The 25287-nt window shown below is 73.3% G+C and carries 22 protein-coding genes and 3 pseudogenes; 12 read left to right on the top strand and 13 right to left on the bottom strand.

Annotation, left to right across the window (positions count from 1 at the left end):
* The first annotated feature begins 104 nt into the window (after positions 1-104).
* Together C6W10_RS29925 and C6W10_RS29920 are read left to right on the top strand one after the other, a co-directional pair.
* Entirely contained in the window at positions 105-653 is a 549-nt protein-coding gene (locus C6W10_RS29925; RefSeq protein WP_234359541.1) for a SigE family RNA polymerase sigma factor, read from the top strand.
* Positions 625-1842: a PD40 domain-containing protein gene (locus tag C6W10_RS29920; RefSeq protein ID WP_159104813.1), complete on the top strand. Its 1218-nt coding sequence runs from the start codon at positions 625-627 to the stop codon at positions 1840-1842. Before C6W10_RS29925 ends, C6W10_RS29920 begins: the two co-directional genes overlap by 29 nt.
* 26 nt (positions 1843-1868) lie before the next feature.
* Here the strand turns inward: C6W10_RS29920 and C6W10_RS29915 are convergent, their stop codons facing one another.
* Positions 1869-6548 carry a cation-translocating P-type ATPase gene (locus C6W10_RS29915; RefSeq protein ID WP_107262466.1) on the bottom strand — a complete coding sequence of 1560 codons (4680 nt, stop codon included), beginning with the start codon at positions 6546-6548 and terminating at the stop codon, positions 1869-1871.
* A gap of 406 nt (positions 6549-6954) precedes the next feature.
* A pseudogene (gene soxR, locus C6W10_RS29910) lies at positions 6955-7392 on the bottom strand (redox-sensitive transcriptional activator SoxR); the annotation flags it as partial.
* A 116-nt stretch (positions 7393-7508) separates the two neighbouring features.
* Here soxR and C6W10_RS29905 point away from each other — a divergent pair.
* From C6W10_RS29905 to C6W10_RS29895, 3 genes are all read left to right on the top strand, one after another.
* Positions 7509-8084, top strand: coding sequence for an exonuclease (locus C6W10_RS29905; RefSeq protein WP_107262465.1), 576 nt, complete (start codon positions 7509-7511; stop codon positions 8082-8084).
* 79 nt (positions 8085-8163) lie between these two features.
* On the top strand, positions 8164-8358 hold the full coding sequence (locus tag C6W10_RS29900; RefSeq protein ID WP_101368853.1) for a hypothetical protein: 195 nt from the start codon (positions 8164-8166) through the stop codon (positions 8356-8358).
* A 116-nt stretch (positions 8359-8474) separates the two neighbouring features.
* Positions 8475-9026 (top strand): YbaK/EbsC family protein, encoded by a 552-nt coding sequence (locus C6W10_RS29895; protein WP_107264390.1) that lies wholly within the window; start codon positions 8475-8477, stop codon positions 9024-9026.
* Here C6W10_RS29895 and C6W10_RS29890 read toward each other — a convergent pair.
* Positions 8955-9230 (bottom strand): hypothetical protein, encoded by a 276-nt coding sequence (locus tag C6W10_RS29890; protein ID WP_159104812.1) that lies wholly within the window; start codon positions 9228-9230, stop codon positions 8955-8957. The genes C6W10_RS29895 and C6W10_RS29890 overlap by 72 nt on opposite strands.
* Before the next feature lie 706 nt (positions 9231-9936).
* Here C6W10_RS29890 and C6W10_RS29885 point away from each other — a divergent pair.
* Complete coding sequence (locus C6W10_RS29885; protein WP_107262463.1) at positions 9937-11019, top strand: helix-turn-helix domain-containing protein; 1083 nt, start codon at positions 9937-9939, stop codon at positions 11017-11019.
* 68 nt (positions 11020-11087) lie between these two features.
* Here the strand turns inward: C6W10_RS29885 and C6W10_RS29880 are convergent, their stop codons facing one another.
* Positions 11088-11519, bottom strand: coding sequence for a SufE family protein (locus C6W10_RS29880; protein WP_107262462.1), 432 nt, complete (start codon positions 11517-11519; stop codon positions 11088-11090).
* 23 nt (positions 11520-11542) lie between these two features.
* Positions 11543-11968 (bottom strand): CBS domain-containing protein, encoded by a 426-nt coding sequence (locus C6W10_RS29875; RefSeq protein ID WP_107262461.1) that lies wholly within the window; start codon positions 11966-11968, stop codon positions 11543-11545.
* A gap of 162 nt (positions 11969-12130) precedes the next feature.
* On the opposite strand from C6W10_RS29875, the gene C6W10_RS29870 reads away from it, so the two are divergent.
* A complete protein-coding gene (locus tag C6W10_RS29870; RefSeq protein WP_107262460.1) occupies positions 12131-12754 on the top strand; it encodes a dTDP-4-dehydrorhamnose 3,5-epimerase family protein in 624 nt (207 codons plus the stop codon).
* Here the strand turns inward: C6W10_RS29870 and C6W10_RS29865 are convergent.
* Positions 12751-14502 (bottom strand): proline--tRNA ligase, encoded by a 1752-nt coding sequence (locus C6W10_RS29865; protein ID WP_107262459.1) that lies wholly within the window; start codon positions 14500-14502, stop codon positions 12751-12753. The two genes, C6W10_RS29870 and C6W10_RS29865, sit on opposite strands and share 4 nt — an antisense overlap.
* A 215-nt stretch (positions 14503-14717) precedes the next feature.
* Here C6W10_RS29865 and C6W10_RS29860 point away from each other — a divergent pair, with 215 nt between their 5' ends.
* Entirely contained in the window at positions 14718-15503 is a 786-nt protein-coding gene (locus tag C6W10_RS29860; RefSeq protein ID WP_107262458.1) for an SGNH/GDSL hydrolase family protein, read from the top strand.
* 17 nt (positions 15504-15520) lie between these two features.
* Here C6W10_RS29860 and C6W10_RS29855 read toward each other — a convergent pair whose 3' ends face one another.
* Complete coding sequence (locus C6W10_RS29855; RefSeq protein WP_107262457.1) at positions 15521-16132, bottom strand: pentapeptide repeat-containing protein; 612 nt, start codon at positions 16130-16132, stop codon at positions 15521-15523.
* 63 nt (positions 16133-16195) lie between these two features.
* On the opposite strand from C6W10_RS29855, the gene C6W10_RS29850 reads away from it, so the two are divergent.
* Positions 16196-17095, top strand: coding sequence for a sulfurtransferase (locus tag C6W10_RS29850; protein WP_107264389.1), 900 nt, complete (start codon positions 16196-16198; stop codon positions 17093-17095).
* Positions 17096-17097: 2 nt separating this feature from the next.
* Here the strand turns inward: C6W10_RS29850 and C6W10_RS29845 are convergent, their stop codons facing one another.
* Together C6W10_RS29845 and C6W10_RS37615 are read right to left on the bottom strand one after the other, a co-directional pair.
* Entirely contained in the window at positions 17098-18483 is a 1386-nt protein-coding gene (locus C6W10_RS29845) for a hypothetical protein (protein ID WP_159104811.1), read from the bottom strand.
* A 92-nt stretch (positions 18484-18575) separates the two neighbouring features.
* Positions 18576-18746 carry a hypothetical protein gene (locus C6W10_RS37615; RefSeq protein WP_159104810.1) on the bottom strand — a complete coding sequence of 57 codons (171 nt, stop codon included), beginning with the start codon at positions 18744-18746 and terminating at the stop codon, positions 18576-18578.
* Between C6W10_RS37615 and C6W10_RS29840 the strand changes: the two are divergent.
* Positions 18736-18861: pseudogene (locus tag C6W10_RS29840) on the top strand (DUF397 domain-containing protein); the annotation flags it as partial. The gene C6W10_RS37615 and the pseudogene C6W10_RS29840 overlap by 11 nt on opposite strands.
* A 62-nt stretch (positions 18862-18923) precedes the next feature.
* On the opposite strand, the gene C6W10_RS29835 reads toward C6W10_RS29840, so the two are convergent.
* A complete protein-coding gene (locus tag C6W10_RS29835) occupies positions 18924-19493 on the bottom strand; it encodes an NUDIX hydrolase (protein ID WP_234361480.1) in 570 nt (189 codons plus the stop codon).
* Positions 19494-19505: 12 nt separating this feature from the next.
* Positions 19506-20936, bottom strand: coding sequence for an MFS transporter (locus tag C6W10_RS29830; RefSeq protein WP_107264387.1), 1431 nt, complete (start codon positions 20934-20936; stop codon positions 19506-19508).
* A gap of 222 nt (positions 20937-21158) precedes the next feature.
* On the opposite strand from C6W10_RS29830, the gene C6W10_RS29825 reads away from it, so the two are divergent.
* Positions 21159-22952, top strand: coding sequence for an HSP90 family protein (locus tag C6W10_RS29825; protein ID WP_107262454.1), 1794 nt, complete (start codon positions 21159-21161; stop codon positions 22950-22952).
* On the opposite strand, the gene C6W10_RS37610 is transcribed toward C6W10_RS29825, so the two are convergent.
* Entirely contained in the window at positions 22865-23767 is a 903-nt protein-coding gene (locus C6W10_RS37610; protein ID WP_159104809.1) for a hypothetical protein, read from the bottom strand. The two genes, C6W10_RS29825 and C6W10_RS37610, sit on opposite strands and share 88 nt — an antisense overlap.
* Before the next feature lie 500 nt (positions 23768-24267).
* On the opposite strand from C6W10_RS37610, the pseudogene C6W10_RS38900 reads away from it, so the two are divergent.
* Positions 24268-24399 (top strand): annotated as a pseudogene (locus C6W10_RS38900) (integrase core domain-containing protein); the annotation flags it as partial.
* On the opposite strand, the gene C6W10_RS29815 reads toward C6W10_RS38900, so the two are convergent.
* On the bottom strand, positions 24396-25226 hold the full coding sequence (locus tag C6W10_RS29815; protein ID WP_369937181.1) for an ABC transporter permease: 831 nt from the start codon (positions 25224-25226) through the stop codon (positions 24396-24398). The pseudogene C6W10_RS38900 and the gene C6W10_RS29815 overlap by 4 nt on opposite strands.
* Positions 25227-25287: the final 61 nt, after the last annotated feature.

Genomic DNA, 25287 nt, shown 5'->3' with positions numbered 1-25287 from the left:
GCGACATATCTGAGTACGCCTGTCGGTTGTTTTCCAGAGTCGGTTCCAACCTGTCGCGCCTGGCCGGCATGTATCCGGCAGAGCGAGTTGTCGTGGGAGGAATCGTGGAGGACGAGGTTGGCTTCCGGGAGTTCGTCGAGGCACGGCTGGTCCGACTGTCCCGAGTGGCTTACCTGCTGACCGGGCGGCACCACGACGCCGAGGACCTGTTGCAGGCCGCGCTGGTCAAGGTCGCCGCACGGTGGCGGCGCGTCGCCGCGACCGGCGACCCCGAGGCGTACGTCCGGCGCGTCATGTACAACGAGCGGATCCTGTCCTGGCGCAGGTGGCGCCGGCAGGTGGTGCAGCCTGCCGAGGGCGTACCCGAGATCGGGCCGGCCGGGGACGCGGCCGACGGCGTGGTTTCCCGGCTTCTCCTGGAACGCGCCCTCGCCCGGCTGACCTGGCGGCAGCGGGCGGTGCTGGTGCTGCGGTTCTTCGAGGACCTCTCGGTCGCCGAGACGGCGGCGGTGCTGGGCTGCTCGACCGGCACCGTGAAGAGCCAGACCAGTCATGCCCTCGGTCGGCTGCGGACCCTCGCCCCCGAACTCGCCGACCTGATGAGTGGACCGATGGAGGTGTCGGATGAGCGGGTTGAGGGACATGTTCGATGAGATCGCCGGGCAGGCGAAGGTGTACGACGTCACCGGCCGTGCCGTCCGGGTCGCCCGGCGCCGCCGCCGGGCCGCCCGGCTCGCCCCGGTGGCCGCGGCAGCGACCGTGGTCACCTTCGGCACCGTCGCGGTCGTCGGACTGCGGCCGGACCCGCCCGTCGCGCAGACGGTCGTCGCGGTACCGACCGTCGACTGGCTGCCGGACCGGCTCGACCTGCCGGCGTCCGGGCCGGATGCCCTGCCGGCCAGCGGCCCGGTCGGCCCGGGTGTCCTCGTCTACGCCGACCTGCGTCCGGGCGCGCCCGCGCCGGTGCTGCTCACCGAGGACGGCCGGCAGCACCGGCTGGCCGAGCCGGTGACCTCGGCGGCGGGCCTGTCGCACACCCGGCCGACCCTCTCACCCGACGGCCGCTGGCTCGGTGAACAGCGCGACGGGCGGTACGTCGTCCGCGACCTGACCGGCACCACCCGGCACCGGCTCCCGGACGGATTCTCCCCGGTCGCCTGGTCGCCGGAGAGTCGCTGGCTGCTGCTGGCCGACAACCTGCACGAGGAGGCGGCGCCGGTCCGGCTCGACGTCACCTCCGGAGACCAGCGGCCGGTGACCGGCCTCGACGGCGAGCGCTGGCAGCCGCTCGCGGTGCTACCCGGCGACGAGGTGTTGTTCCTCGGGACCTCCGACGAACCCGTCCGGCGGACCGACGTCGATCTTCGACAGCTCGAGGTGGTCGGCGGCACCGAGCCGACCCGTCTCCAGCTCAACCTGCGCCGCCACCTGGGGTCGGCGGAGAGCCTGGGCTCCGAGACGCCGAGGGTCTCCCCGGACGGCCGGGCGCTGCTGTTCAGCGTGGTCGAGGTGGCGGATCCGGAGCAGGGCATGCCGGGGCTGGACCACGGCGGCGACCTGATCCGGGTCGACCTGACCAGTAAGGGAGTACGCCGGATCCCGCTGCCGCACTCCGACCGGCCAGGTCCGGCGGCGGCGAGCCCGAGCCCGGCGGCGGCTCGGGACTGGTGGACCGAGCCGCTCGGCTACCTGCCGGAGGGGGTGTTGCTGCGGCTGCGTACCGCCGACGGGCAGGGTGACGCGCTCCAGGTGCTCGATCCGGCGACCGGTGCCGTCAACACGGTCACCGAACTGCCGGCGCGGGCCCGGGCGGCGGAGTTCGTCTGGCCCCGGGGCTCCTGACCGCAGCCGGCGAAAGACGGCCGGACTCAGCCACCGGGAGGCCGGGAGGCGGTGCTGTCGTCCCGATCCGGGACGGCACCACCGGCCGTTGACGCACCGCCGGCCCCGTCCGTGTTGCCGATCCGATCCGTGTTGCCGGCCCGATCCGTGTTGTTGCCGGTCGTTTCGGTTCCGTCGGTCCCGTCGGGGTTGCCGTCGGGGTTGCCGTCGGCGGTGGGTGGGGCGATCAGGCGGTCGACGGCGGTGTTGGTGAGGGTGGCGCTCAGCGCGCTGCCGGCGGCGATCCCCCAGCCGACCGGCCCGAGCGGGGTGCAGCCGAAGAAGTGGCTCAGCCCCGGCGTCTGGATCACCCCGGCCAGTACCGCCACCGAGACGGCGGTCGAGGCCAGCACGCCGGGGCTCGCCCCGCCGTCCAGCAGGGTCTGGCCGAGTTGGGTACCGACCAGCGAGGCGAGCGCGACGGTTCCGGCCCGACGCCGGGTGCCGGTGTAGCGGGCCAACGTCCAGCCGGTGGTCGCGCCGAGGGTGGTGGTACCGGCCCGCAGCGCGATCTCCCGGGTGAGGCTGGCGCCGAGCGAGGTCTCCGGCCCCTCGGTGAGCAGGCCGTCCATGCTCTCCGCCCGGGGTGCCCGGACCGCGATCGCCATCGCCGGAGCCAGGTCGGTGAGGAGGTTGACCAGCAGCATCTGCCGGCCGTTCAACGCGGACCGGCCGGTCAGCGCGGCGGTGAGCACACTGAACGCGATCTCGCCGAGGTTGCCGCCGACCAGGATGCTCAGCGCGTGCCGTACCGAGGACCACATGGCGCGGCCCTCGACCAGGGTGGCGATGATCGTTTCGAGCCGGTCGTCGGTGACCACCAGGTCGGCGGCGGCCCGGGCGGCCGGGGTACCCCGCTGGCCGAGCGCGATGCCGACGTCGGCGAGCCGGATCGCGGGCGCGTCGTTGGCACCGTCCCCGGTCATCGCCACCGTACGGCCGCACTTCTGCAACGCCCGGATGATCCGTACCTTGTGCGTCGGTGTGCACCGGGCGACCACGTCGGTCCGGGCCAGCCGCTGCGCGAGGGCGTCGTCGTCGAGCCGGTCGAGTTCGGCGGCGGTCACCACCCGCTGGTCGGTGTCGTCGGTACTGATGATCGCGGCGATCGCCTCGGCGGTGGCCGGATGGTCACCGGTGATCATGATGGTGTGCACCCCGGCCTGCCGGATCCGCCGCACCGCCGGGGCTGCGCTCTCGCGTACCCCGTCGGAGAGGGCCAGGAAGCCGACGAAGGTCAACCCGTCGACGTCGTCCTCGGTCACCGTGTCGGCCGGCAGTTCCCGCTCGGCGACCGCGAGTACCCGCTGACCGGCCCCGGCGTGCCGGTCCAGCGTCTCCTGGAGGGCCTGCCGGCCCGCCTCGTCCAGATCCCGGTCGCCGTGCCGGGTGCACCGGGGCAGGATCGTCTCCGGTGCGCCCTTCACGCTGAGTAGATGGTGGCCCCGGTGCCGGCCGACCGTGGCGTGGTAGCCCCGGGACGGCTCGAACGGCAGCGCGTGCTCCTGGTGCCACGGGTGCGTCCGGGTACCGGTGCCGACGCCGGCCCGCCGGGCCCCGGTCAGTACGGCCCGGTCGGTCTGCTGGCTGACCTCCTCCGGACGCTCGGCCGCCGGGGTGGCCCGGAGCGCCGCCGCGAGTACGCCACGCAGTGACTTGTCCAGCCCGTCGAGGTCGGCGTACCGCTCGCCGTCGCCGACCCCGGCCAACATCAGTTCGCCCTCCGTCAGCGTGCCGGTCTTGTCGAAGCAGAGCACGTCGACCCGGCCCAGCGCCTCGATGGTGCGCGGGTTGCGCACCAGCGCGCCGTGTTCGGCCAGCCGGCGCGCGGCGGCCAACTGCGCGGCGCTGACCAGGAACGGCAACCCCTCCGGTACGGAGGCGACCGCGAGGTTGGCGGCGGTGCCGGCCGACTCCACCAGCGGTACGCCCCGGAGCAGCCCGGCCCCGGCGACCGCCACCGCCGAACTCGCGGCGAGCGGGATCGACAGCTTGGTCAGCCGGCCGAGCCGGGCCTCCACCCCGCTGGTCGGTGCGGCCTCGCCGGCCAGCGCCATGCCCCGGCCGACCTCGGTGTCCGCCCCGGTCGCCACCACCACGGCGAGGCCCCGACCGGCGGCGACGGTGGTCCCCTCGTAGAGCATCGACCGGCGCTCCGCCACGGCGGCGGCCACCACCGGCTGGCTGGTCTTCGTCACCGGCAGCGACTCCCCGGTCAGCGACGACTCGTCGGCCTCCAGGCCGACCGCCTCGACCACCCGGCAGTCCGCCGGGACGGCGTCGCCCGGATCCAGCGCCACGACGTCGCCGGGGACCAGTTCACCGGCGGCGACCACCCGCTCGGTGCCGTCCCGCCGGACCCGGGCGGTCACCGCCGACCGGGAGAGGAGTTCGGCCAGCGACCGTTCGGTGGAGACCCGGTGCGCGGCACCGATCAGCGCGGTCAGTCCGATCACGCCACCGACCAGCGCGGCGTCCGCCACCGAGCCGACCGCGGCGGAGAGCCCGGCACCGCCGGCCAGCACCGGGGTGAGCGGGTTCGCCAGCTCCTCGACGAACGCCCGGGGCAGGTCGAGGCTCTCGGCGGACCCGGTCGAGGTGGGCCGGCAGCGCCGACCCACCTCCTCGGTGGCGAGGCCAGCCCGGTCGGTGCCGAGCCGCTCCAGTACGGTCCGCACCGGCATCAGGTGCCACGGGGTCGGCGGGGCGGCGGTCGAGGTACGCCGGGGCGGCAGCCGGCCCGCCCGCCAGACGCCGTGCCCGATCGCCAGTCCGGCGGCGGCGTTGACCGCCGTCATCGACCGTGCCGGCAGTTGCGCCGGTGCCGCGGTGAACGCCGCCAGCGCGCCGAGCGCACTGCCGCCGGCGGCCAGCGCGATGCTCTGCCGGGCCACCGTACGGGCCATGCCGACGGCCTCGACCACCAGTGCCGCCACCGTCAGGTCGGAGCCGACCAGCAGGTGTGCGCCCCACGGCGGCCGACCGTCGGGCCGCCACACCCCGAGGCCGCAGTCGGCGGCGGCCAGCGCGCGCGGATCGCTGGACACCACGGCGACCATCGTCCCCTCGGCCTGCAACGACCGGATCGACCCGGCGAGTCGTGGCCCGCCGGGCAGGAACCCGTCCGCGAAGTCGTGCTCTCCGCCGCTTTTGCTGCTGCTGGCGTCGCTGGCGCTACCGCTGTTGCCGGCGTCGCTGGTGTCGCCGGCGTCGTCCTCGGCGACCAGCAGGCGCAGGCCGGCCCGCCGGGCCGCTGCCGGCAGCGCGTCGATGCCCGGGGCGGGTTCGGCGGCCACCCGTACCACCGCGGCGAGCCGGCCGCCGGTGGTGAGGCCGAGCAGGGTTCCGCCGTCCGTACCGAGCCGGTCGATCTGCTCGGCACCCACCCCGTCGGGCAGGCGCAGCGAGGCGAGCGGGCCGAGCTTCCACCCGTCGGCGTCGCGTACCCGGTCCGGGGTCTCCGGGTCGAAGAGGTCGAACGCCCGTGCCGCCACCTCCTCGGCATCCGCGCCGGGCAGCGGTGCCAGGTCGGCGAGGACACCCCGGGCCGAGCGCAGCGCGGCGGCGTCCAGCACCAGTACGTCGAGGCGCTCCAGTTCGCGCAGCACCGTACGGTCCATCGCGATCACGCCCCGGCGGGCGAGCAGCCAGCCGAGCCGGGCCGCGTACGCCTCCCGGCCGGCGACGGCCGCGCTCGGGATGCTGGACAGGGCCAGCGCGGCCGCCCGCTTGCGGTCGGCCAGGGCGAGCGCGGCGAGACCGGCGACGCTGCCGGATTCGAGTACCCGGGCCAGATACCGTTCGACCGGGCCGTCCGGCTTCGTGCGCGGTCGCTCGTCCTGCGGCGGTGCCGCCCGGGCCCGTTCCGGGGTACCGGCGAGCAGCGGCTCGGCCTGCTCCCAGGCGGCCAACTGGGCCCGCGCCTCGCCCCACTGGAGGATCCGGTGGGCGCTGTCCAGCAGGATCCCGGCCCAGCCGCCGGTCAGGCCCTGCGCCAGTACGGTCGCGAGCGGCAGCCAGGAGTCGGCCCGGTGGTCACCGCGCAGCCCTCGCCCGGCGAGCGCGTGCAGCCTCGGGTGCAGGTCCACCGCCCGCAGCAGGCCGGCGAGTTCGCCCGGTGCCCGGGTGAACGGCAGGATCCGGACGGCGGCCGACAGGCCGAGCCCGAACGCGTCGGTCGCGATCCTGGTCATCGCCCGTCGGGTACGCGGGCCCTCCTCCGGGGGATGCGGCTCCACGCAGTCCGGGTCGGGCTCCCGTCCGTCGGCACGCTCCACGGCGGCGATCACCGAGATCAGCGCCCGCAGTCGGGGCGCGGGCGTGCCGACCGCCACCACCACCCGCCCGGAGGGGGCGTTGACCCGGGCCCACTCGACCCCGGAGAGCCCCTCCAGTGCCTGTTCGATCTGCGCGGCCAGCCGTTCGCCACCGGGCTGGGCGATCCCGTGCACCTCGATGTGGTGTCGGCCGGGCCGGGACCAGATCGCCCGGCGCTTGAGTCCGGCGGCCCGGGCGGCCCGGCCCACCATCGACTCGGCGTTGTGCGCGACCCCGGCGACGAGCTGCGGCACGCTGCGGGGCGACAGCGCCTCCGGCAGGGCGGGCAGTGCGGGCAGGTGGAGGCGGCGCAGATCCACGCCGGGGATCCTCAGCCCGAGTGGTGTCATCGACCGGAGCCGCCGGCAGGCCGGCCGGTCCGCCGTGCGGCGGGGCGGCTGTCGCTGGCCGCACTCGGGTAACGCATCTCACCCTCCCAGAGCCGTGGATCGGCCCTGCCTTCCCGGTCGGCGCGGCCTTATGCGCCTTTCCGGGCGAGATCTCCGACCCGCCGCGACCGGCGTGACCGGTTCAGACCCGGGCCATGGCCGGATCGACGGAGCCGTCCGGGGCGCAGACCTCCGGCCCACCACAGCTCGCGCCCCCGCCGGCCGGGGCATGCGTCGCGGCCCGGCCGTCCGGTGTCGCCGGCGCCTGCGTCGAGACCGGGCGGTCCGGTGTCGCCGGGGCCCGCGTCGCGGCCGGGTTCTCGGTCGTCGCCGCGTCCTCCGGCGCGGTCGGGCCGGTGAGGCCGGCGAGCAGGTGGCGCGGACCGGGGCCGGTGCCGGCCATCACGTCGCCGGGGTTGGAGAGCGCGCACCGGTCCAGCGACAGGCAGCCGCAGCCGATGCAGTCGGAGAGGTCGTCGCGGAGCCGTTGCAGGGCGAGGATCCGCTCGTCGAGCTGCCCGCGCCAGCCGGCCGAGAGCCGGGCCCAGTCCGCCCGGGTGGGTGTGCGCTCCTCGGGGAGGCTGGCCAGCGCCTCCCGGATCTGGGCCAGCGGCACACCGACCCGCTGGGCGAACCGGATGAAGGCGACCCGGCGCAGGACGTCGCGGGCGTAGCGGCGTTGGTTGCCGCTGGTCCGGGTACTGGTGATCAGCCCCTTGGCCTCGTAGAAGTGCAGGGCCGAGACGGCGACACCACTGCGCTCGGCGAGCTGTCCGACGGTGAGGGTGTGTGCGGGTTCGGTCACCGGTCGAGGATAGCTCCGGTACCTCAACTAATGTTCAGGTGTGGCGTGTCCCGCCTCCGGTGGTCGGCGGGCGGAATTCGGTGGACCCGGTCGGCCCGCCACCGCAAGCTGATCCCGTGGCCGATCTTCCCGAGCTGTACGTCGCGGTCGACGTCGAGGCGGACGGGCCGATCCCCGGGCCGTACAGCATGATCTCGCTGGGCATGGCGGTGGCCGGGCGGCCCGAGTTGACCTTCTACACCGAACTGCGCCCGATCTCCGACGAGTTCGTGCCCCAGGCGCTCGCCGTCTCCGGACTGGACCGGGAGCGGCTGCTCCGGGAGGCGCCGCCGGCCGAGGAGGCGATGACCGCCGCGGCGAGGTGGGTCAACGGGCTGCGCAAGCAGGGCCGCCCCGTCTTCCTGGCCGCGCCCGCCGTCTGGGACGGGATGTTCGTGCACTGGTACTTCGTCCGGTTCACCGGCCGGAGCCCGTTCGGGGCGACCGGTTCGGGGGTGGACCTGCGCAGCTACTGGATGGGCCGGACCGGTTCCGAGTGGGCCGGTACGCACAAGGGCAGGATCAAGCACGCGCTCGGCCTGACCGGCATCCCGCACACCCACCACGCGGGCGAGGACGCGGCGGAGCTGGCCCAGGTCTTCGACGCCGTACTGCGGCATCCGGCGCCGGAACCGCCCGCCCGGTCCGACTGATCGGGGTACCCGCCACCCGACCGGGCGACCGCGCCCGGAACGCGAAAAATCTCCGGATCCACCGCCTACTCTCGAACGCATGATCTACATGGCTCTGGCCGCGATGATGTACGTCTGCGGCTTCGTCTTCCTCTACGGCGTGATCCGGTTCGCCGTCCGGCACGGCATCGAGGATGTCCAGCTGCGGCGGGAGCGGGCCGCCGAGGCACCGGAACGGGACCGGCTCCGGGAGCGCACCCTCGTGCCGGACAACGCCTTCCTCGCCGGTAGCTGAGCCGCTGAGGGTCCGCCCGTCGCCGGTGGGCGACTCCCCCCGCCCCGCCGGATCGACACCTCGTGGCGCGGTCGGTGTGCCCGGCCGGCACGGGCGGTGCGAGGATCACGGGCGTGATGGGAACCCTGAAGACGGAGCCGGCCCGGACCCGCCAGGATCTGCTCGCACTGCCGGTGACCGAGGCCCTGCACGGCTGGCCCGCCAATTCCCCGGTCGGCGTCGACGACATCCTGGTCGCACCGATCGACGCCACCCTGGCCGACACCGCCGCCTTCTGTGCCGCCTACGACGTCGGGCTGGACGTCTCGGCGAACTGCGTGGTGGTGGCCGGCAAGCGGGAGGGGAGCGTCCGGTACGCGGCCTGCGTCGTACTGGCCACCACCCGGGCCGACGTGAACGGGGTGGTACGCCGCCACCTCGACGTACGCAAGGCGAGCTTCGCCCCGATGGCCGAGGCGGTCGAGCTGACCGGCATGGAGTACGGCGGCATCACCCCGATCGGGCTGCCCGGCTCGTGGCCGGTCCTGGTCGACTCGCGGGTGCTCGACACCCCGTACGTGATCGTCGGGTCGGGGGTCCGGCACAGCAAGATCGCGCTACCCGGTGCCGCCCTCGGGCTGCTGCCGAACGCCGAGGTCGTCGAGGGGCTCGCCCGAGAGGTCGGCTGACGACCCCGCCGACCGGTCGATCGACTGTCGCGGCGGCTGCTCCTTGGCGCGGTCCGGCCAGCAGATCCGGCATTCGCAGAGGACGACCCGGACCTGGCCGGTGCCGGAGACCAGGCGTACCTGCCCGGGACAGTGGTGGGGCGGCTCGGTGACCGGTGGGCGCAGGGCGAGCGCGCACGGCAGGCACAGCGTCGTCTCGGTCATCCGGGACACTCCCCTTCGCCCCCGCCGACCGGCTCGACGCTGGTCGTCCCCTCCGCTGGGGTGGCACGGCTGTCGATGTCTACCACATCGACGAGCGGATGCGTGGGTACGAATGGATCGTTCACCATTTCTAAATAAGCGCGTGCCGTCGCCAGTGCCCGGCAGGACGGCAGTTTGCAAATAGGGCAACGGCCGTCGTCGCGCGGCCAGTGGTCGATCACGATGAGTCGGGCGGAGAGCGCCATCCGATTCCGTATCCGGCGCGCGGCGGCCCCGGTCATCTCCGCCCGCCACGCCTCCGGCGTCCGCCGGGGGTGCGCACCGCCGTACTCGCACGCACGAGTCGCCTCCTGAGCTGCCCGGGAGGTGCGGCGGCCGCCGGCACGGCCGCCGCACCCGGCAGGGCGCCGCCCGCTTCCCAGGGGAAGACAGCGGGGTACGCGCCCCGGTCCCGCGTGGACCGATCACGAGCCGACCTGGAGGCCGATTAGGTCGAGCCGTGTCATACCCGCGGGCCGTGGAACTCCGGTCCGGGCATCGATCCCGAGGTCACCCCAGGCTTACGATCTGCGCCCGGAAGCGGTAAACATTGATCGGTGCCACATCGAACTGAAGCGATCCACATCCCCACATTCCCGTAACCAGAGAACTACCGATAGTAGGCGCGGTTTTCAGGTGTTTTCCGGAGCGCACAGGCGGTAGACGGATGGATCACGTCGGCGCAAGGCTGAGGGTGGCGCGTACGGACGCCCAGGTCACCCTGACCCAGATGGCGGCCCGCACCAACTACAGCAAGAGTCATCTGTGCAACGTCGAGCTCGGCAAGCGGCCGGCCACCCCGGACCTGGTCCTCGCCTACGAGCGGGTGTTGGGAGACAGCGTGAACCGCAGAGGTGCCCTGGCGATCGCCGCGACCGTCGTCGTCTCGTCCGCCGTGGCCGAGTTGGTGCAGCACGGCTTCGCCGCCGCCATCGGGCCACGTCGGGACGTCGACGAGTGGGTCGCCCGGGCCGAGGGGTACGGGCAGGACTACATGTCGCTCGGCGCCGCCGAGTTGCAGGGCCGGCTCGCCGCCGACCTGGTGGTGCTGCAACAGGAGCTGGACAGTCCGCACCTGTGGGGCGTCGCCGCCCGGCTGATGACGGTGCACGGCAAGACCCTGCCCGGCAACGACGGCGGTCGGGGAGCGATCCGGTCGTACGAGATGGCCGCGATCGCGGCGGACCGCTCCGGTGACCTGGAGGCCCGGGTCTGGGTACGCGGCCGGGCCGCCCTGGCGCTGGCGTACGAGGGTGCGCACCTGCCGGTGGCCGCCCGTTTCGCCGAGCAGGCCGCCGGGCTCTCCGACCGGCCGACCCTGGGCCGGTTGAACGCGCTGACCGCGCAGGCGCACGTCGCCGCCTGCCGGGGCGAGACCGGCACCGCTCTGGCCAGGTTGGACGATGCCCGGCGGGTCTTCGACACGGCCGGCAGCGCGGAGCAGATCTCCGACTTCGCGGTGCCGCTGTGGCGGTTCCACACCTTCGAGTCGATGCTGCTGTCCCGGCTCGGCCACCCGGGAGCGGTGGCCGCCCAGGACGCGGCGGACCGGACCCGGCCGGCCAGCCTGCCCCGGTTCGCCACGCACATCGAACTGCACCGGGGCCTGATGATGGCCTCCGCCGGGGACGCGGCCGGTGGTCTCGGCTATGCCCGGCGGGCGCTGGACCGGCTGCCGCCGGAGCGGCACAGCCTGTCGCTGCGGCTGATGCTGGCCGAGGTGGAACGGGCGGCCGGAGCGACGGCCTGAGAGACGACCGTCGATACCGTTGCACGTGAAACGTTCCCGGGCCGCCCTGCCGGCCCTCGGATCCCGGCTCAGTCGAGCTGTTCCCGGACCTGCCGCTTCAGCCGGGCCAGGATGGCGTTGCCGCCGCGTACCCGCAACGGGCTGATCGCCTGGGCCAGCCCCATCCGCTGGTAGAGGTCGTCCGGCACCGCCAACACCTCGTCGGCGCTCGCCCCGGCCAGCCCCTCGGCGAGGATCCCGGCGAAGGCCCGGGTGGTGGGCGCCTCCGGCGGACAGTCGAACCACGTGGTCACGGTCCGGTCGGCGGCCACCTCGGCACGCAGGAAGAACGCCGTCTGGCACTCCGGGACCTGCTCCATCCCGGCGTGGCCGGCGAACTCCGCCGGCAGCGGTGGCACCGCGTCGGAGAACTCCAGCAGCATTTCGAGGACCACGTCCCGGGGAGCGGCGGCGAACTCCGCCACGATCTCGGCGAGCTTCGGTGGCATCGACTGCGGCATGGACCCCAGGCTACCGAGGTGCCTCACGGGCGCGGGCTGGCCTCGCTGATCTCGCTCAGCGCCGAGGACGGGTCCAGGCGTACGGCCAGGTCGCCGAGGGAGACGATGCCGACCAGTTGCCGGTCGCTGTCACAGACCAGGATCCGGCGTACGGCCCGTTCCCGCATCAGCGCCGCTGCCTCGGCGGCGGTGGAGTTCTGCTCGATCATCACGATCTCCCGGGAGGTCACCGAGCCGATCGTGGTCTGCCGGGCGTCACTGCCCTCGGCGACGGCCCGGACCACGATGTCCCGGTCGGTCACCATGCCGAACAGGCTCGGCCCGTCCGTCACCACCACGTCGCCGATGTCGGCGTCCCGCATGGCGCGGGCGGCCTCGTCCAGAGTGGTGGCCGCGGGCAGATAGACGATCGTCCTGGTCATCACGTCACGGACTCTGACCTCAGTCACGGTGTGCCTCCGAACCCCCGAATTCCCGATACCACCTGCTACCCCCTGGCCGGCACGCTAACACCATGTCGGGTTTCCGATCGGCCACTCTGGGTTGTTGAACGGTATCGTGCGGTTGGCCCCGATAAGCCGGAGAGATCCGAGCGACGCTGTGAGGTGCGAGTGAAGGCCACCGAGCTGTCCATACCCGGCGCCTGGGAGTTCCTCCCACAGCAGTTCGGCGACGACCGGGGCCGGCTCCTCGTCTGGTACGACGCGGAGGTCTTCGCCGACGCGCTCGGCTTCGAACTCCACGTCGCGCAGGCCAACCAGAGCGTCTCCCGGCGCGGCGTCATCCGGGGCGTGCACTGGGCCGACGTGCCGGTCGGCCAGGCGAAGTACGTCTACTGCCCACGCGGCGCCGTACTCGACATGGTGGTCGACCTGCGGGTCGGTTCACCGACCTTCGGCCGGCACGAGGTGACCCGGCTCGACACCATCGACAACCGCGCCGTCTATCTCCCCGAGGGGCTCGGCCACGCCTTCGTCGCGCTGGAGGAGGAGAGCATCGTCAGCTACCTCTGCTCCGCCCGGTACGCCCCGGCCCGGGAGCGGGTCGTGCACGTCCGGGATCCGGAACTGGCACTGCCCTGGCCGACCGACCTCGACCCGATCCTCTCCGAACGCGACGCCGAGGCGCCCGGCCTGGCCGAGCTGCGCGCCGCCGACCTGCTGCCGAGTTACGCCGAGTGCCAGCGGCTCTATCAGGCACAGCGCTCCGGCCGGGCCGCCCGGTCGACGGACTAGACGCCGTCCGGAGCGGTCAGCCGGGCCAGCAGCTCCGCCGCCGTCAGCTCGGTACGGTCCCCGGTGGCGCGGTCGCGCAGCTCGACGTACCCGTCGGACCAGCGGCGGCCGACCACGACGGCGCGCGGGATGCCGATCAGCTCGGCGTCGGCGAACTTGACCCCGACCGAGACGTGCGTCCGGTCGTCGACCAGCACCCGCAGGCCACGCCCGGCGAGCTGCCCGCCGAGTTCCAGCGCCGCCTCCAACTGCGGCCCCTTGCCGGCGGCCACCAGGTGTACGTCGCACGGCGCCACCGCCGCCGGCCAGACCAGTCCCCGGTCGTCGTGGTGCTGTTCGGCGATCGCCGCCACCGCCCGGGACACCCCGATGCCGTAGCAGCCCATCGTCAGCCGGACCGGTTTGCCGTCCTGGCCGAGCACGTCGACCCGGAACGCGTCGGTGTAGCGGCGGCCGAGCTGGAACACGTGCCCGATCTCGACACCCCGGCGGATCGTCAGCACCCCGGGACGGCAGGCCGGACAGCGGTCACCGGCCCGGACCTCGGCCGCCTCGATCGTCCCGTCCGGGGTGAAGTCCCGCCCGCAGACCACGTCGGTGGCGTGCCGGCCCGGCTCGTTGGCGCCGGTCAGCCAGGCGGTGCCGGGCGACACCCGGGGGTCGACCAGATAGCGGATGCCGAGCTTGGCCAGCAGTTGCGGGCCGAGGTAGCCGCGGACCAGCTCGGGCCGGTCGGCGAAGCCGTCGAACATCGACACGGTGGCCGGGCTCAACACCGCGCCGAGCCGCTTGAGGTCGACCTCGCGGTCCCCGGGGATGCCGACGACCAGCAACTCCGGCTCGTCCGAGCCGGGCCGGCGCAGCTCGACGACGACGTTCTTCAGGGTGTCGCCGGCCGTCCAGTCGGTCCGGCCGCCGAGCCGCCGGTCGTTGGCGAGCGCGACCAGCGACTCGATGGTCGGCGTGTCCGGGGTGTCGTACACCTGCGCCGGGGGGTGGGCCCGCACGTCGCCGGCCGGGGCCGGCGGGGTGGTCACCGCCTCCGTGTTGGCCGCGTAGTCGCAGGCGGTACAGCCGACGAAGGTGTCCTCGCCGACCGGGGTCGAGGCCAGGAACTCCTCCGAGGCGGAGCCGCCCATCGCGCCCGAGGTCGCGGCAACGATCGTGTACGTCAACCCGAGCCGGTCGAAGATCCGCTGGTACGCCGCACGGTGCCGGTCGTACGCCGCCGCCAGCCCCGCCCGGTCCAGGTCGAAGGAGTAGGAGTCCTTCATCAGGAACTCCCGCCCGCGCAGCAGCCCCGCCCGGGGCCGCGCCTCGTCGCGGTACTTCGTCTGCACCTGGAAGATCGAGACCGGGAAGTCCCGGTACGAGGTGAAGGTGTCCCGGACCAGCAGGGCGGCCATCTCCTCGTGGGTGGGCCCGAGCAGGTACTCCGCGCCACGCCGGTCGGTGAGGGTGAAGATGTCGTCGCCGTACTCGGTCCACCGGCCGGTCGTCTCGTACGGCTCCCGGGGCAGCAGGGCCGGGAAGAGCACCTCCTGGCCGCCGATCGCGACCATCTCCTCCCGGACCACCTCGGTGACCCGGTCCAGCACCAGCCGGCCGAGTGGGAGCCAGGTGTAGCCGCCCGGGGCGGCGCGACGGACGTAACCGGCCCGGAGCAGCAGCCGATGGCTCGGCACCTCCGCGTCGGCCGGGTCCTCGCGCAGCGTACGCAGAAACAGCGTGGACATCCGTAGCAGCATCCGGGCAGCGTAGACCCGCAGGCGGGAGCGAGGCACCGGAATTGTCCGCCGACGGGTGCGTCTGCTCGGCGGCGCCCTCGCCGCGCACCGTGCGGTCCCGGTCACCTTCCCGCGCCGGGCGTACCCGGGACGGTGCCGGGCTGACAGACTGGCTCCCGGTCGATCGGGCGGGGAGGGTCGATCGGGTGGACAGAGCGGTGCAGGGGAGGCGCGACGTGCGCTGGCGCAACTTCGTGGCGGTCGGGGACAGTTTCACCGAGGGCCTGGACGACCCGTATCCGGACGGCAGCTTCCGCGGCTGGGCCGACCTGGTGGCCGCGACGCTGGCCGCCGAGGCCGGGCCGGACTTCGGGTACGCCAACCTGGCGATCCGGGGCCGGCTCTTCGGCAACATCGTGGCCGAGCAGGTGCCCGCCGCCCTCGCGATGCGCCCCGAGCTGGTCAGTTTCGCCGCCGGTGGCAACGACGTACTGCGCCGCAACTTCGACCCGGACGCCCTGATCGAGCGCTTCGACAAGGTCGTCGCCGAGTTCCGCGCCACCGGGGCGGACGTGCTGCTGTTCCGGTTCGCCGACGTGATGGCCCGACTGCCCGGGCAGCGGCTGGTCGCCCCCCGGGTGGCGATGCTCAACCGGGCGGTCGGCGAGACGGCACAGCGGCACGGGGCCAAGCTGGTCGACCTCTTCGCCGACGAGGTCTTCCACAACCCGGCGCTGTGGAGCCCCGACCGGCTGCACCTCTCGGCCGCCGGGCACCGCCGGGTCGCCGCCCGGGTGTTGGCCGCGCTCGACGTCGTACCGGACGACGGCTGGCTGGTGGTGCCGCCCCGGCCCGCGCCGACGCCGTGGCTGGCGGCCCGGGGCGCCGACCTGCGCTGGGTGGGGCAGCACTTCGCACCGTGGATCAGGCGCCGGATCACCGGCCGGTCGTCCGGCGACACGATCACGGCCAAGCGGCCGGTGCTGGAGCCGTACCCGCAACGGCAGCCCTTCGTGGACTGACCCTGCCGGGGCGGTGCTCAGCCGACCTGGAAGCCGAGCGCTTGGGCGAGCACGATCGTCTGGCTCTGGTCGACGATCGCGCCGGAGCGTTCGACGGTGGTCGGGTCGAGGGTGCTGAGATCACTGCCGCGCAGGTCGGATCGGACGAACCGGGCCGCGCGCAGCTGCGCGCCGGAGAGGTCGACGTTGGTCAGGATCGCGTCGGTGCAGTTCGCGCCGGTCAGGTCCGCCTCGCGCATCCGTACGCCCTGGATGGTGACGCCGCGCAGGTCGGCGCCGGGCAGGCCGACGAACGACCAGTCCCCGCCGAGCACGGTGAGCGGCCGCACCGACGACTCGACGAAGGTGCTGCCGACCAGCTTGCAGCCGGCGAACTCGGCCTCGAAGAAGTTGCACCGGGTGAAGGTGCAGCGCAGGAACGCCGAGTCGGTGTGCCGGGAGGCGTTGAACCGTACGTTGCCGAAGGCGCAGTTGGTGAAGCTCGTTCGTTCCAGGGTCGCCTCGGTCAGGTCGACGTCGAAGAACTCGCAGTCGACGTACTCGTGCTCGACGAACTCGTCGCCGTACCAGTCCTCGCGTCGGAAGGTCCGACCCTCGTGTCGTACGCCTGTCCGGGTCGGCTCCGCCATGTGACGACGGTAACCGAGGAGAGCCGGCCTCCTCCACCGACGGCCCGGCGTACGGTGGGGATCATGCCGATGCCGAGCGATCCCGCACCGAGCCTCCAGGGTTACGCCGACCCGCAACGCCTGGTCACCACCGAGTGGCTGGCCGAACACCTGGGCCAGCCGGGGCTGGTGGTGATCGAGTCGGACGAGGACGTGCTGCTCTACGAGACCGGGCACATCCCGGGCGCGGTCAAGGTCGACTGGCACCTGGAGCTGAACGACCAGGTGACCCGGGACTACCTCGACGCCGAGGCGTTCGCCAAGCTCTGTGCGGCGAAGGGGATCGGCCGGGACGACACGATCGTCTTCTACGGCGACAACTTCAACTGGTGGGCGGCGTACGCGCTCTGGGTCTTCACCCTCTTCGGGCACCCCGACGTGCGGCTGCTCGACGGTGGCCGGCAGAAGTGGGTCGCCGAGGGGCGGGAGCTGACCCGGGAGAAGACCGAGCGGCCTCCGGCGGACTATCCGACGCCGCAGCGGGACGATGCGCCGATTCGGGCGTACCGGGACCAGGTGCTGGCGCACATCGCGGCCGCCCGGCCGCTGGTCGACGTCCGCTCGCCGAAGGAGTACACCGGCGAGCTGACCCACATGCCGGAGTACCCGCAGGAGGGCGCGCTGCGCGGCGGCCACATCCCGGGCGCGCTGAGCAAGCCGTGGAAGTCGGCGGCGAACGACGACGGCACCTTCAAGGGCCCCGACGAGCTACGGGCGATCTACGCCGACCAGCTCGGGCTCTCCCCGGACGACGACGTGATCGCGTACTGCCGGATCGGCGAGCGGTCCAGCCACACCTGGTTCGTGCTGCGGCACCTGCTCGGCTATCCCCGGGTGCGCAACTACGACGGCTCGTGGACCGAGTGGGGCAACCTGGTCCGGGCACCCGTGGTCCAGGGCGACCAGCCGGGCGGCCTCGGCTAGTCCTACCGCCCGTTCTCCGGCCCGGCGGGGACAACCTGCCGCAGGGCCACCAACCCGGGTACGTCGATACGCTGCCGTACCGTCCCGCTGCCGGGGTCGACCCGGAGTACGGCGTCGGGCTGGCCGACGTAGAGCCGGGAGCCGTCGGGCGGGCCGGCGAGGCCGCGTACCTCGGCCGGGGTGGACCAGCGTGGCACCGCGCCGTCGCCGCCGGTGGCCGCCATTCCGACCACCTCGCGGCCGGCCCCGACCAGCAGCGTCCCGGCCCCGTCGAAGGCCGCGGCGGCCGGCGCGGCGCTGGTCGAGCTGGCGGTGTCGACCGGCGCGTCGAACCGGATGCTCTCCAGCACGGTCAGCCCGTCGGGGTCGATCGTGGCCAGCGCACCGGTGCCGGTGTCGGCCACGTAGAGCCGGCTGCCGTCCCGGTTCAGCGCGATCGTGTGCCCCGTCGCCGCACGCTCGCCGAACGGTGCCGGCAGGTCGACGCAGAACGCCCAGCGTTCGGTCAGGTCGAGGGTGTGCACGAAGGCGTGCACGTGCGGGGCGTCGTCCCGGGCCCCGGCACCGTTCGGGTCCGCCGTCGCGGCGATCCGGTCCCGGGTGTGCACGTGGTCCGGCTGGTGGGTATAGAGCGTGAAGAGCCGGTTGCGCTGCCGGTCGTAGACCGCCTGCCGGCCCTCGCCGCGCATCTCCTCCTCGGCACCCGCCGGCACCACCGCCTTCACCCGGGTCAGCAGCGGCTCCACCCGACCCGAGGCGAGGTCGACGACCCGCACCCGGTACCGGTCCGGCGCGGTCGGCGGCAGATAGTCGAGGACGAAGAGCGCCTGGTTGCTCGTGTCGAACGCCTCCGGTTCGAGGTTGCCGGGCAACTCCAGCCGACGCCGCTGGCCGGCACCGTCGGCGACCACGATCGTCGTCCGCTCCCGAGGCCCCGGCCGGTACGGCGTGTGCCCCGGACCGGCGTCGTCGGCGAGTGCCACCAGGCCGCCGTCGGCCGAGGTGGTCCGGACCGTGAGCGCCCCGGTCAGGGTGCCGGCGCTGACAGCCGCGCCGTCCGGCAGTTGGTGACTGGTCAACCTGGTACCGCCGTCCGGGCGCTCGACCCGGACCAGCCGCCGCCCGTCGCCGCTGACCACCGCCGGGGCGGGCTGGACCAGCACCCGGCCGGTCGCCGCGTCGACCACCGCCAACCTGCCGTCGGCCAGTTCCACCACCAGCGCGTCAGCCGGGGCCAGCCTGCGGCGGGCGTCCTCGTCGGCCCGGTCGTCGGCTCGGTCGTCGGCTCGGAATTCGCAGCCGCCGCTGGCCGTGACCGCCCCGATCCCGGCGGAGCCGGCCAGCAGCGCGCCGGTCATCCGCAACACGTCCCGCCTCGTCGTCGTCATGCCGGGTAGAGGCGTGACGCCTCGGGCCGGTTCCGGCGCCGTCGTGCAGGTGTCCCCCAAGATTCTTGTAGAACTGTGGTTAGCAGCGCGCCTCAATTCGACAAGAATCTTGATGGCTCCGCGCGGGCGAGTTGGCTGGCGAGGTAGACCAGCAGCCCGATCCGGTCGTCGCGGTAGGTGTGCAGCAGGCTGAGCCGGGCCCGTTGACAGGCCAGGGCGCGCGGAGAGGCGGAGTCGACCGGGGCGGCTTGACGCAAGAGCACGCGCAGCGACGGGCACAGTGGCAACTGTGTGGAGGTGGCGACAACCTGCCGGGGGGTAGTCGGGGTTCGGGACAGTAGGGATCCGACAGGTCCGGCCCTGGTCTTCGCCCCGTAGGCGTGGCGCTCGTTCGTCCGGCAGGCTCGGGCGCGCTGACGGTCGGCGCCCTACCCGCCTCCTCAGCAGTGCATCCGCTGGAGCTTGGCGCAGAAGCGGATGAAATGTGGGTCGAAGCGGGCGGGATCGGCGTCGCGTAGCTCTGCCGGTGACCACCAGCGGGCTTCCCGGAACTCGCCGCTGTCCGGTGTGAGCGGGTGTTGCCGGTCGAGTCGGAGCACGAACCACAGACTCACGTCGGTGTGCCCGGCGTCGATCCCGACGGTACGGGTCACGGTGACGAACACCGGCTCCTCCCCGACGAGGCCAGCTCCGACCGGTACACCCAGCTCCTCCCACGCCTCTCGACGGGCGGTGTCGGCGGGGTGTTCGTCCGGGTCGACGTGCCCGCCCGGCGGGAGCCACAGCCCCGCGTTGACGTGGTCGACCAGCAGCACGCTGCCGTCGGCCGGATCGACCGGTACGACGTACGAGACGAGGTGCCGGGGCGGGGTTGCCGGCTTGACCCGTCGGAACACGTCGTCGGTGCCGCTCAGCCAGTGCAGCGTCGCCGACCGGTGTTCCGCCTCCACCTCGTCCCACGGCACGACTCCGGTCACCAACTCCCGCACCACCCCCACCGACGCACGCACCCGCGCATCATGTCAGGACGTAGCGTCCGGCAGATCATGGCGAGCCGAACGCTCCGCCTCGACGGTGGTTCCCCGGGTGGGGCGGAGGGAGTGCCAGGAGGCGGCGGTGGTGAGGGCGAAGATGGCGGTGGCGGCGTAGAGCACCGGGGGTAGGCCGGCGGCGGAACCGAGCGCTCCGGCCAGGATCGCGCCGACCGGGGCGGCCAGCAGTCCGACCGTACGCTGGGCGCTGCCGACCCGGCCGAGCAGTTCGGCGGGAACGTTCCGCTGCCCGTACGCCGACCAGAGCGCGTTCCAGGTCGCGGTGCCGGCGGAGAAGAGGGCGAGTGCGATCGCTCCCGGCACCGGGTGCCGGGCCATGGCCAGCGCGGCGACCGCGAGCGTCTCGGCCACCAGCACCCAGCGCAACCCGGGCAGGGTGCCGAGCCGGGTGGCGAGCCGGCCGGCGCAGAGTCCCCCGACCAGTGCGCCGAACACCGCCGCCGCCATGAAGAGTCCGTAGCCGGCGGCCGGCACGGCCAGTACCTCCAGCGCGTAGAGCACGATGATCGCGATCAGGCCGCTGGTGGCGAGGTTGGTGACCACGGTCAACCCGGTGATCCGGCGCATGGTGGCGTCCCGCCAGATCCAGCGCAGCCCGTCCCCGGCCGCCCGCCAGGCGGCACCCCGCCCCCCGACAGGACGCGGCGTGGACAGCAGCGGACGCGGCGCGGACAGCAGCGGACGCGGCGCGGACAGCAGCGGACGCGGCGCGGACAGCAGCGGACGCGGCGCGGACAGCAGCGGATGTGAGATTTGAGTGGGAGTCGGGGTCGGGGTCGGGGTCGGACCCATTGGCGGGGTGGGGCGGAGGGTCAGCGCCAGCAGGGCGGCGACCGCGAACGTGACCGCGTCGACGGCGAACGGCAGGGCTGCGGCGACCGCGAAGAGCACCCCGGCCAGCGGTGCGCCGACGAAGCCGCCGGCGACCGCCGTGCCCGCCTGGAGCCGGCCGTTGGCCACCGCCAGGCGGTCGGCGGGCACGATGCCGGGCAGTACGGCGAACGCCGCCGCGTCGAAGACGACGCCGAGGGTGGCGAGCAGGAGGGCACAGCAGACGAGCGCGACGATCCCGACGTCGCCGGTGCCGACCAGCAGCGCGAAGCCGGCGACCAGGACGGCACGCAGGCCGTCCACTATGGCCATTGTGCGGCGCCGGTCCCAACGGTCGGCGTAGACGCCGCCGAGCAGGCCGAAGAGCAGCGGCGGGAGCTGTCCGGCGACCACCACCGACGCGACGACCCGGGGATCGCGGCTGACCGACGCGGCGAGCAACGCCAGGGCCGGGGTACGCAGCGCGTCGCCGAGCCGCGACAGCACGGTCGCCGTCCACAGTGTCCAGAACCCGCCGAACCGGGTACGCCGGGCGGAGCCCAAACCCAACCTCGCCGTCGCTCCGGCCATCGGGGTGACCACCTCTCCTCGGCTCGCGCCGTAGCGGCGTCTCTGCTCGATTCGCCGTCACGGCACCGGACGACCGGGCGAGCCTGCGGTCTCGATCGGGTCGAGGGTCAAGCCGAACGCCCGCCGGATGCCGGAAAAAGTCGGCGGAAAAGCCGGAAGCGGCGTGTCGCCCGGGGCCGGTACCGTGAGCGCCGTCACCGGACGGGAGTGAGTGAAGAGATCGTGGACCGGACCTTCCAGGTCGACCTCCGCGGCGTGGTCGACCTGCTCAGCCATCACCTCTACGGCAGTCCCCGGGTCTACGTGCGGGAGCTGTTGCAGAACGCGGTGGACGCCATCACCGCACGCCGGGCCACCGAGCCCGGCGCGCCGGCCGTGGTCCGGATCGAGCCGCCGGAGCTGACCGGGGACGGCACACTGCGGGTGCACGACACCGGGATCGGCCTGACCGAGTCCCAGGTGCACGAGCTGCTCGCCACCATCGGCCGAAGCTCCAAAAGGGACGAGCTGGGTTTCGCCCGCCACGAGTTCCTCGGCCAGTTCGGCATCGGCCTGCTCTCCTGCTTCCTGGTCGCCGACGAGGTCCGGGTGTGCACCCGGCACGGCGGCGAGCCGACCGTGCTCTGGACCGGGTTCGCCGACGGCCGCTACCGGGTCGAGTTGGCCGCCGCCGACAACCAGCGCGCCGAGCCGGGCACCACCGTCACGCTGGTTCCGCGCCGGGACGCCGACCAGTGGCTGACCCGGCCGACGGTGACCGAGCTGGCCCGGCTCTTCGGCTCGCTGCTGCCGATCCGGGTACTGGTCGGCGACGTCGAGACCACCACCGGGCCACCGCCGTGGTCGGCCACCGCCGGCACCTCGCCGTCCGCCCGCCGGGACAACCTCGTCGGGTACGCCCGCGAGGCGCTCGGCTTCACCCCGTTCGACGTCGTACCGCTGTCGGTGCCGGAGGCGGGGTTGACCGGTGCGGCGTTCGTGCTGCCCACCCCGGTCAACCCGGCCGGGCGGGCCGGTCACCGGGTCTACCTGAAGCGGATGCTGCTGACCGAGGGCGCCGAGGGGCTGCTGCCGGACTGGGCGTTCTTCGCCCGCTGCGTCGTCGACTCCACCGAACTGCGCCCGACCGCCAGCCGGGAGGCGCTCTACGAGGACAGTCTGCTGGAGGCGACCCGGGAGGCGCTCGGCGACCAGCTCCGGGGCTGGCTGGTCCGGCTCGCCGACAGCGCGCCGCGCCGGCTCGCCGAGTTCCTCCAGGTGCACCATCTCGGGGTGAAGGCGCTGGCCCTGCACGACGACGAGATGCTCCGGCTGGTCGAGCGCTGGTGGCCGATGGAGACCAACACCGGGCAGACCACCCTGGCCGAGTTCCGCGAGCGGCACGGGCTGATCCGCTACGCGGCCAGCATCGACGAGTTCCGCCAGCTCGCCGGGGTGGCGGCGGCGCAGGACCTGGCGGTGGTCAACGCCGGTTACACGTACGACACCGAGATCATCGAGCGGTTGCCGACGGTGGACCGGTCGGTGCTGGTCGAACGGCTGGAGCCGAACGACCTGACCACCCGATTCGACGCCCTCGACCCGGGAACGGAGCTGGCGCTGCGGCCGTTCGTCGTCGCCGCGCAGCGTGCCCTGGACCGGCTCGGTGTCGAGGTGGTGCTCCGGTCGTACGCCCCGGCGTCGCTGCCGGCGCTCTATCTGGTGAGCCGGTCGGCGGCCTTCGAGGAGCAGCTCCGGTCGACCCGGGAGCGGGCCGACGAGACCTGGGCCGGGGTACTCGACGCGCTCGCCGCCTCCGGCCCGGCCGAGCGCCCGCAGTTGGTGCTCAACCACCGTAACGCGCTGGTCCGCCGGGTCAGCGCGCTCGGCGACCCGGCGCTGGTCGGGCTCGCCGTCGAGGCCCTGTACGGCCAGGCGCTGCTGCTCGGCTACCACCCGATCCGCCCCGCCGACGCCGCCCTGTTGAACAGCTCGTTCCTCGGCCTGCTCGGCCGCGCCGTACCAGGACAGGAGTGACGATGGGCCGGGACACCGACGACCTCTGGCGGACGATCGACCGGGTCGGCGAGATGCCGTACGGCAGCGGTCAGGTCGCCGCCGCCGAAGCACTGCTCCGGCAGGTGGACGCCACCGGCGACGAGCAGCTCGGGTTCGCGGCCCGGATGCTCGCCACCGCCGCCTACTACTACGGCGGCGAGCCGGCCCGGTCGTTCGTCACCTTCTCCTGGTGCCTGGCCGAGTTCGACCGCAACCCGAGGCCGTACCAGCAGCGGCACCTGCACACCCTGCTCTGGTATTTCAAGCACATGGTCAGCGGCCTGCTCGAGTTTCCCGAGATTCCGCTGGACCGCACGATGGCGGTACTCGACGACATGGAGAGGCGCTATCGCAGCGGCGGCCACAGCCTCCAGATGGTCTACAAATACCGGCACCAGGTGGCGGTGCACGTCGGCGCGGCGGACGAGGCCGCGCAGTGGTACCGCCGGTGGACCACCGCACCCCGGGACGAACTCTCCGACTGTGCCGGTTGCGACCCGACGGACCAGATCGAATACCTCGCCTCGCTCGGCCGGTACGAGGAGGCGGTGGCGCTGGCCGAGCCGGTGCTCGCCGGCCGGCTGGGCTGTGTCGAGCAGCCGCAGTGCGTACTCACCGCGCTGCTGCTGCCGTACCTGCACACCGGCCGGCGGGAGCAGGCGCGGGACGCGCACCTGCGGGCGTACCGTCGGCACCGGACGAACATCGCGAACATGTCGCTGGTCGGTGACCACCTGACGTTCTGCGCGTTGACCGGCAACGAGGCGCGCGGGCTGGAGCTGCTGGAACGGCATCTCGGGTGGCTGGACGAGCCGCCGTCGCCGGCCGACGCGATGACCTTCGCCGCCAGCGGGGCGCTGCTGCTGCACCGGCTGACCGCCGAGGGCCACGGAGAGCTGCCGGTGCAGCGCCCCGGGCACCTCGATCGGCCGGCGGCGGAGGTGCCGGTGGCGGCGCTGGCCGACGAACTGGCCGGTACGGCCCGGGAACTGGCCGCCCGGTTCGACGCCCGCAACGGCACCGGGGCGCAGTCGGCGGCCGTCGCCGAGCTGCTCGGCCGGGAACCGATCGGTGGCTACCTGCCGCTGTCGCCGACCGCCCGCCGCCCCACCCCCTGTCTCTTATACACACCCACTAAAGTGACCACCACCACCCTCCCCCAACAGCATCACCTCAACAACCAATTCACCCAGCCACACCATATGCATTTACACAAGCCCTCTACCATCACCGCTACCCACCGTCACCCGACCCGCGCCACCCCGCCCCCCCCCCCTCCCCCACTCGACACCCGACCAGCAACCAACACCGCGCCGACGCTCTACCCACCTGGATCCACACCTACAACCACCATCGCGGACACACCGCACTCGGAGGCCAACCACCCATCAGCCGCGTCAACAACGATGCTGGTCCCTACAGCTAGTGGTCGAGCTGCCGGTAGCGACGTACCGAGAGCGGCAGGAAGATCGCCGTCAGCAGTACCGGCCAGCCCAGCGCCAGCGCGACGGCGTGCCGACCGGTCCAGGAGTCACCGCCCCAGCCCGGGTTGCCGAAGAGTTCCCGGGTGGCGGAGATCGTCGCGGAGAGCGGGTTCGCCTCGGCCACCGCCCCGAGCCAGCCCGGCATGGTCTCCGGCGAGACGAGTGCGTTGGAGAGGAACAGCACCGGCCAGACCAGGATCTGCATCACGACCACGGCCTCCGGGTTGCGCAACAGCAGCGCGAGGTAGATGCCGGCCCAGAGCACCGCGAACCGGAGCAGCAGGAGCAGTCCGAAGCCGGCCAGTGCGGAGGCCAGGCCACCGTGCCAGCGCCAGCCGACCGCGAGTCCACAGCCGACCATCACCGCCAGGCCGAGGGCGGCGTTGAGCAGGTCGGCGGCGCAGCGGCCGACCACCACCGCCGAGCGGGCCATCGGCATCGCCCGGAAGCGGTCGGTGATCCCCCGGGACGCGTCGGTGGCGACCGCGGTGTAGGTGGACTCGATGCCGAAGAGCATGGTCATCGCGAACATGCCCGGCATCAGGAACTCCCGGTAGTCGCCGCCGCCCGGCAGCGCCATGCCGCCGCCGAACAGGTAGCCGAACATCAGTACCACCATGATCGGGAAGAGCAGTCCGAGGACGACCTGCACCGGTTGCCTGGCCCAGTGCGCCAGGTCGCGGCGGGTGATCGTCCAACCGTCCGCGACCGCCCAGCGCAGCCGGTGCCGGCCCTGTACGGGCGGGAACGGGATCGTCGTCGTGGTCAAGGTGCCACCTTCCGCTGCTCGTCGTCGGTCCGCCAGCCGGGCCCAATGTGGAGTTCGCCGG

Source organism: Plantactinospora sp. BB1 (genome assembly GCF_003030385.1).
In the GTDB taxonomy this organism is placed as follows: domain Bacteria; phylum Actinomycetota; class Actinomycetes; order Mycobacteriales; family Micromonosporaceae; genus Plantactinospora.
The sequence above is the reverse complement of the archived record's forward strand: the minus strand, read 5'-3'. Positions and strand labels throughout refer to the sequence as shown.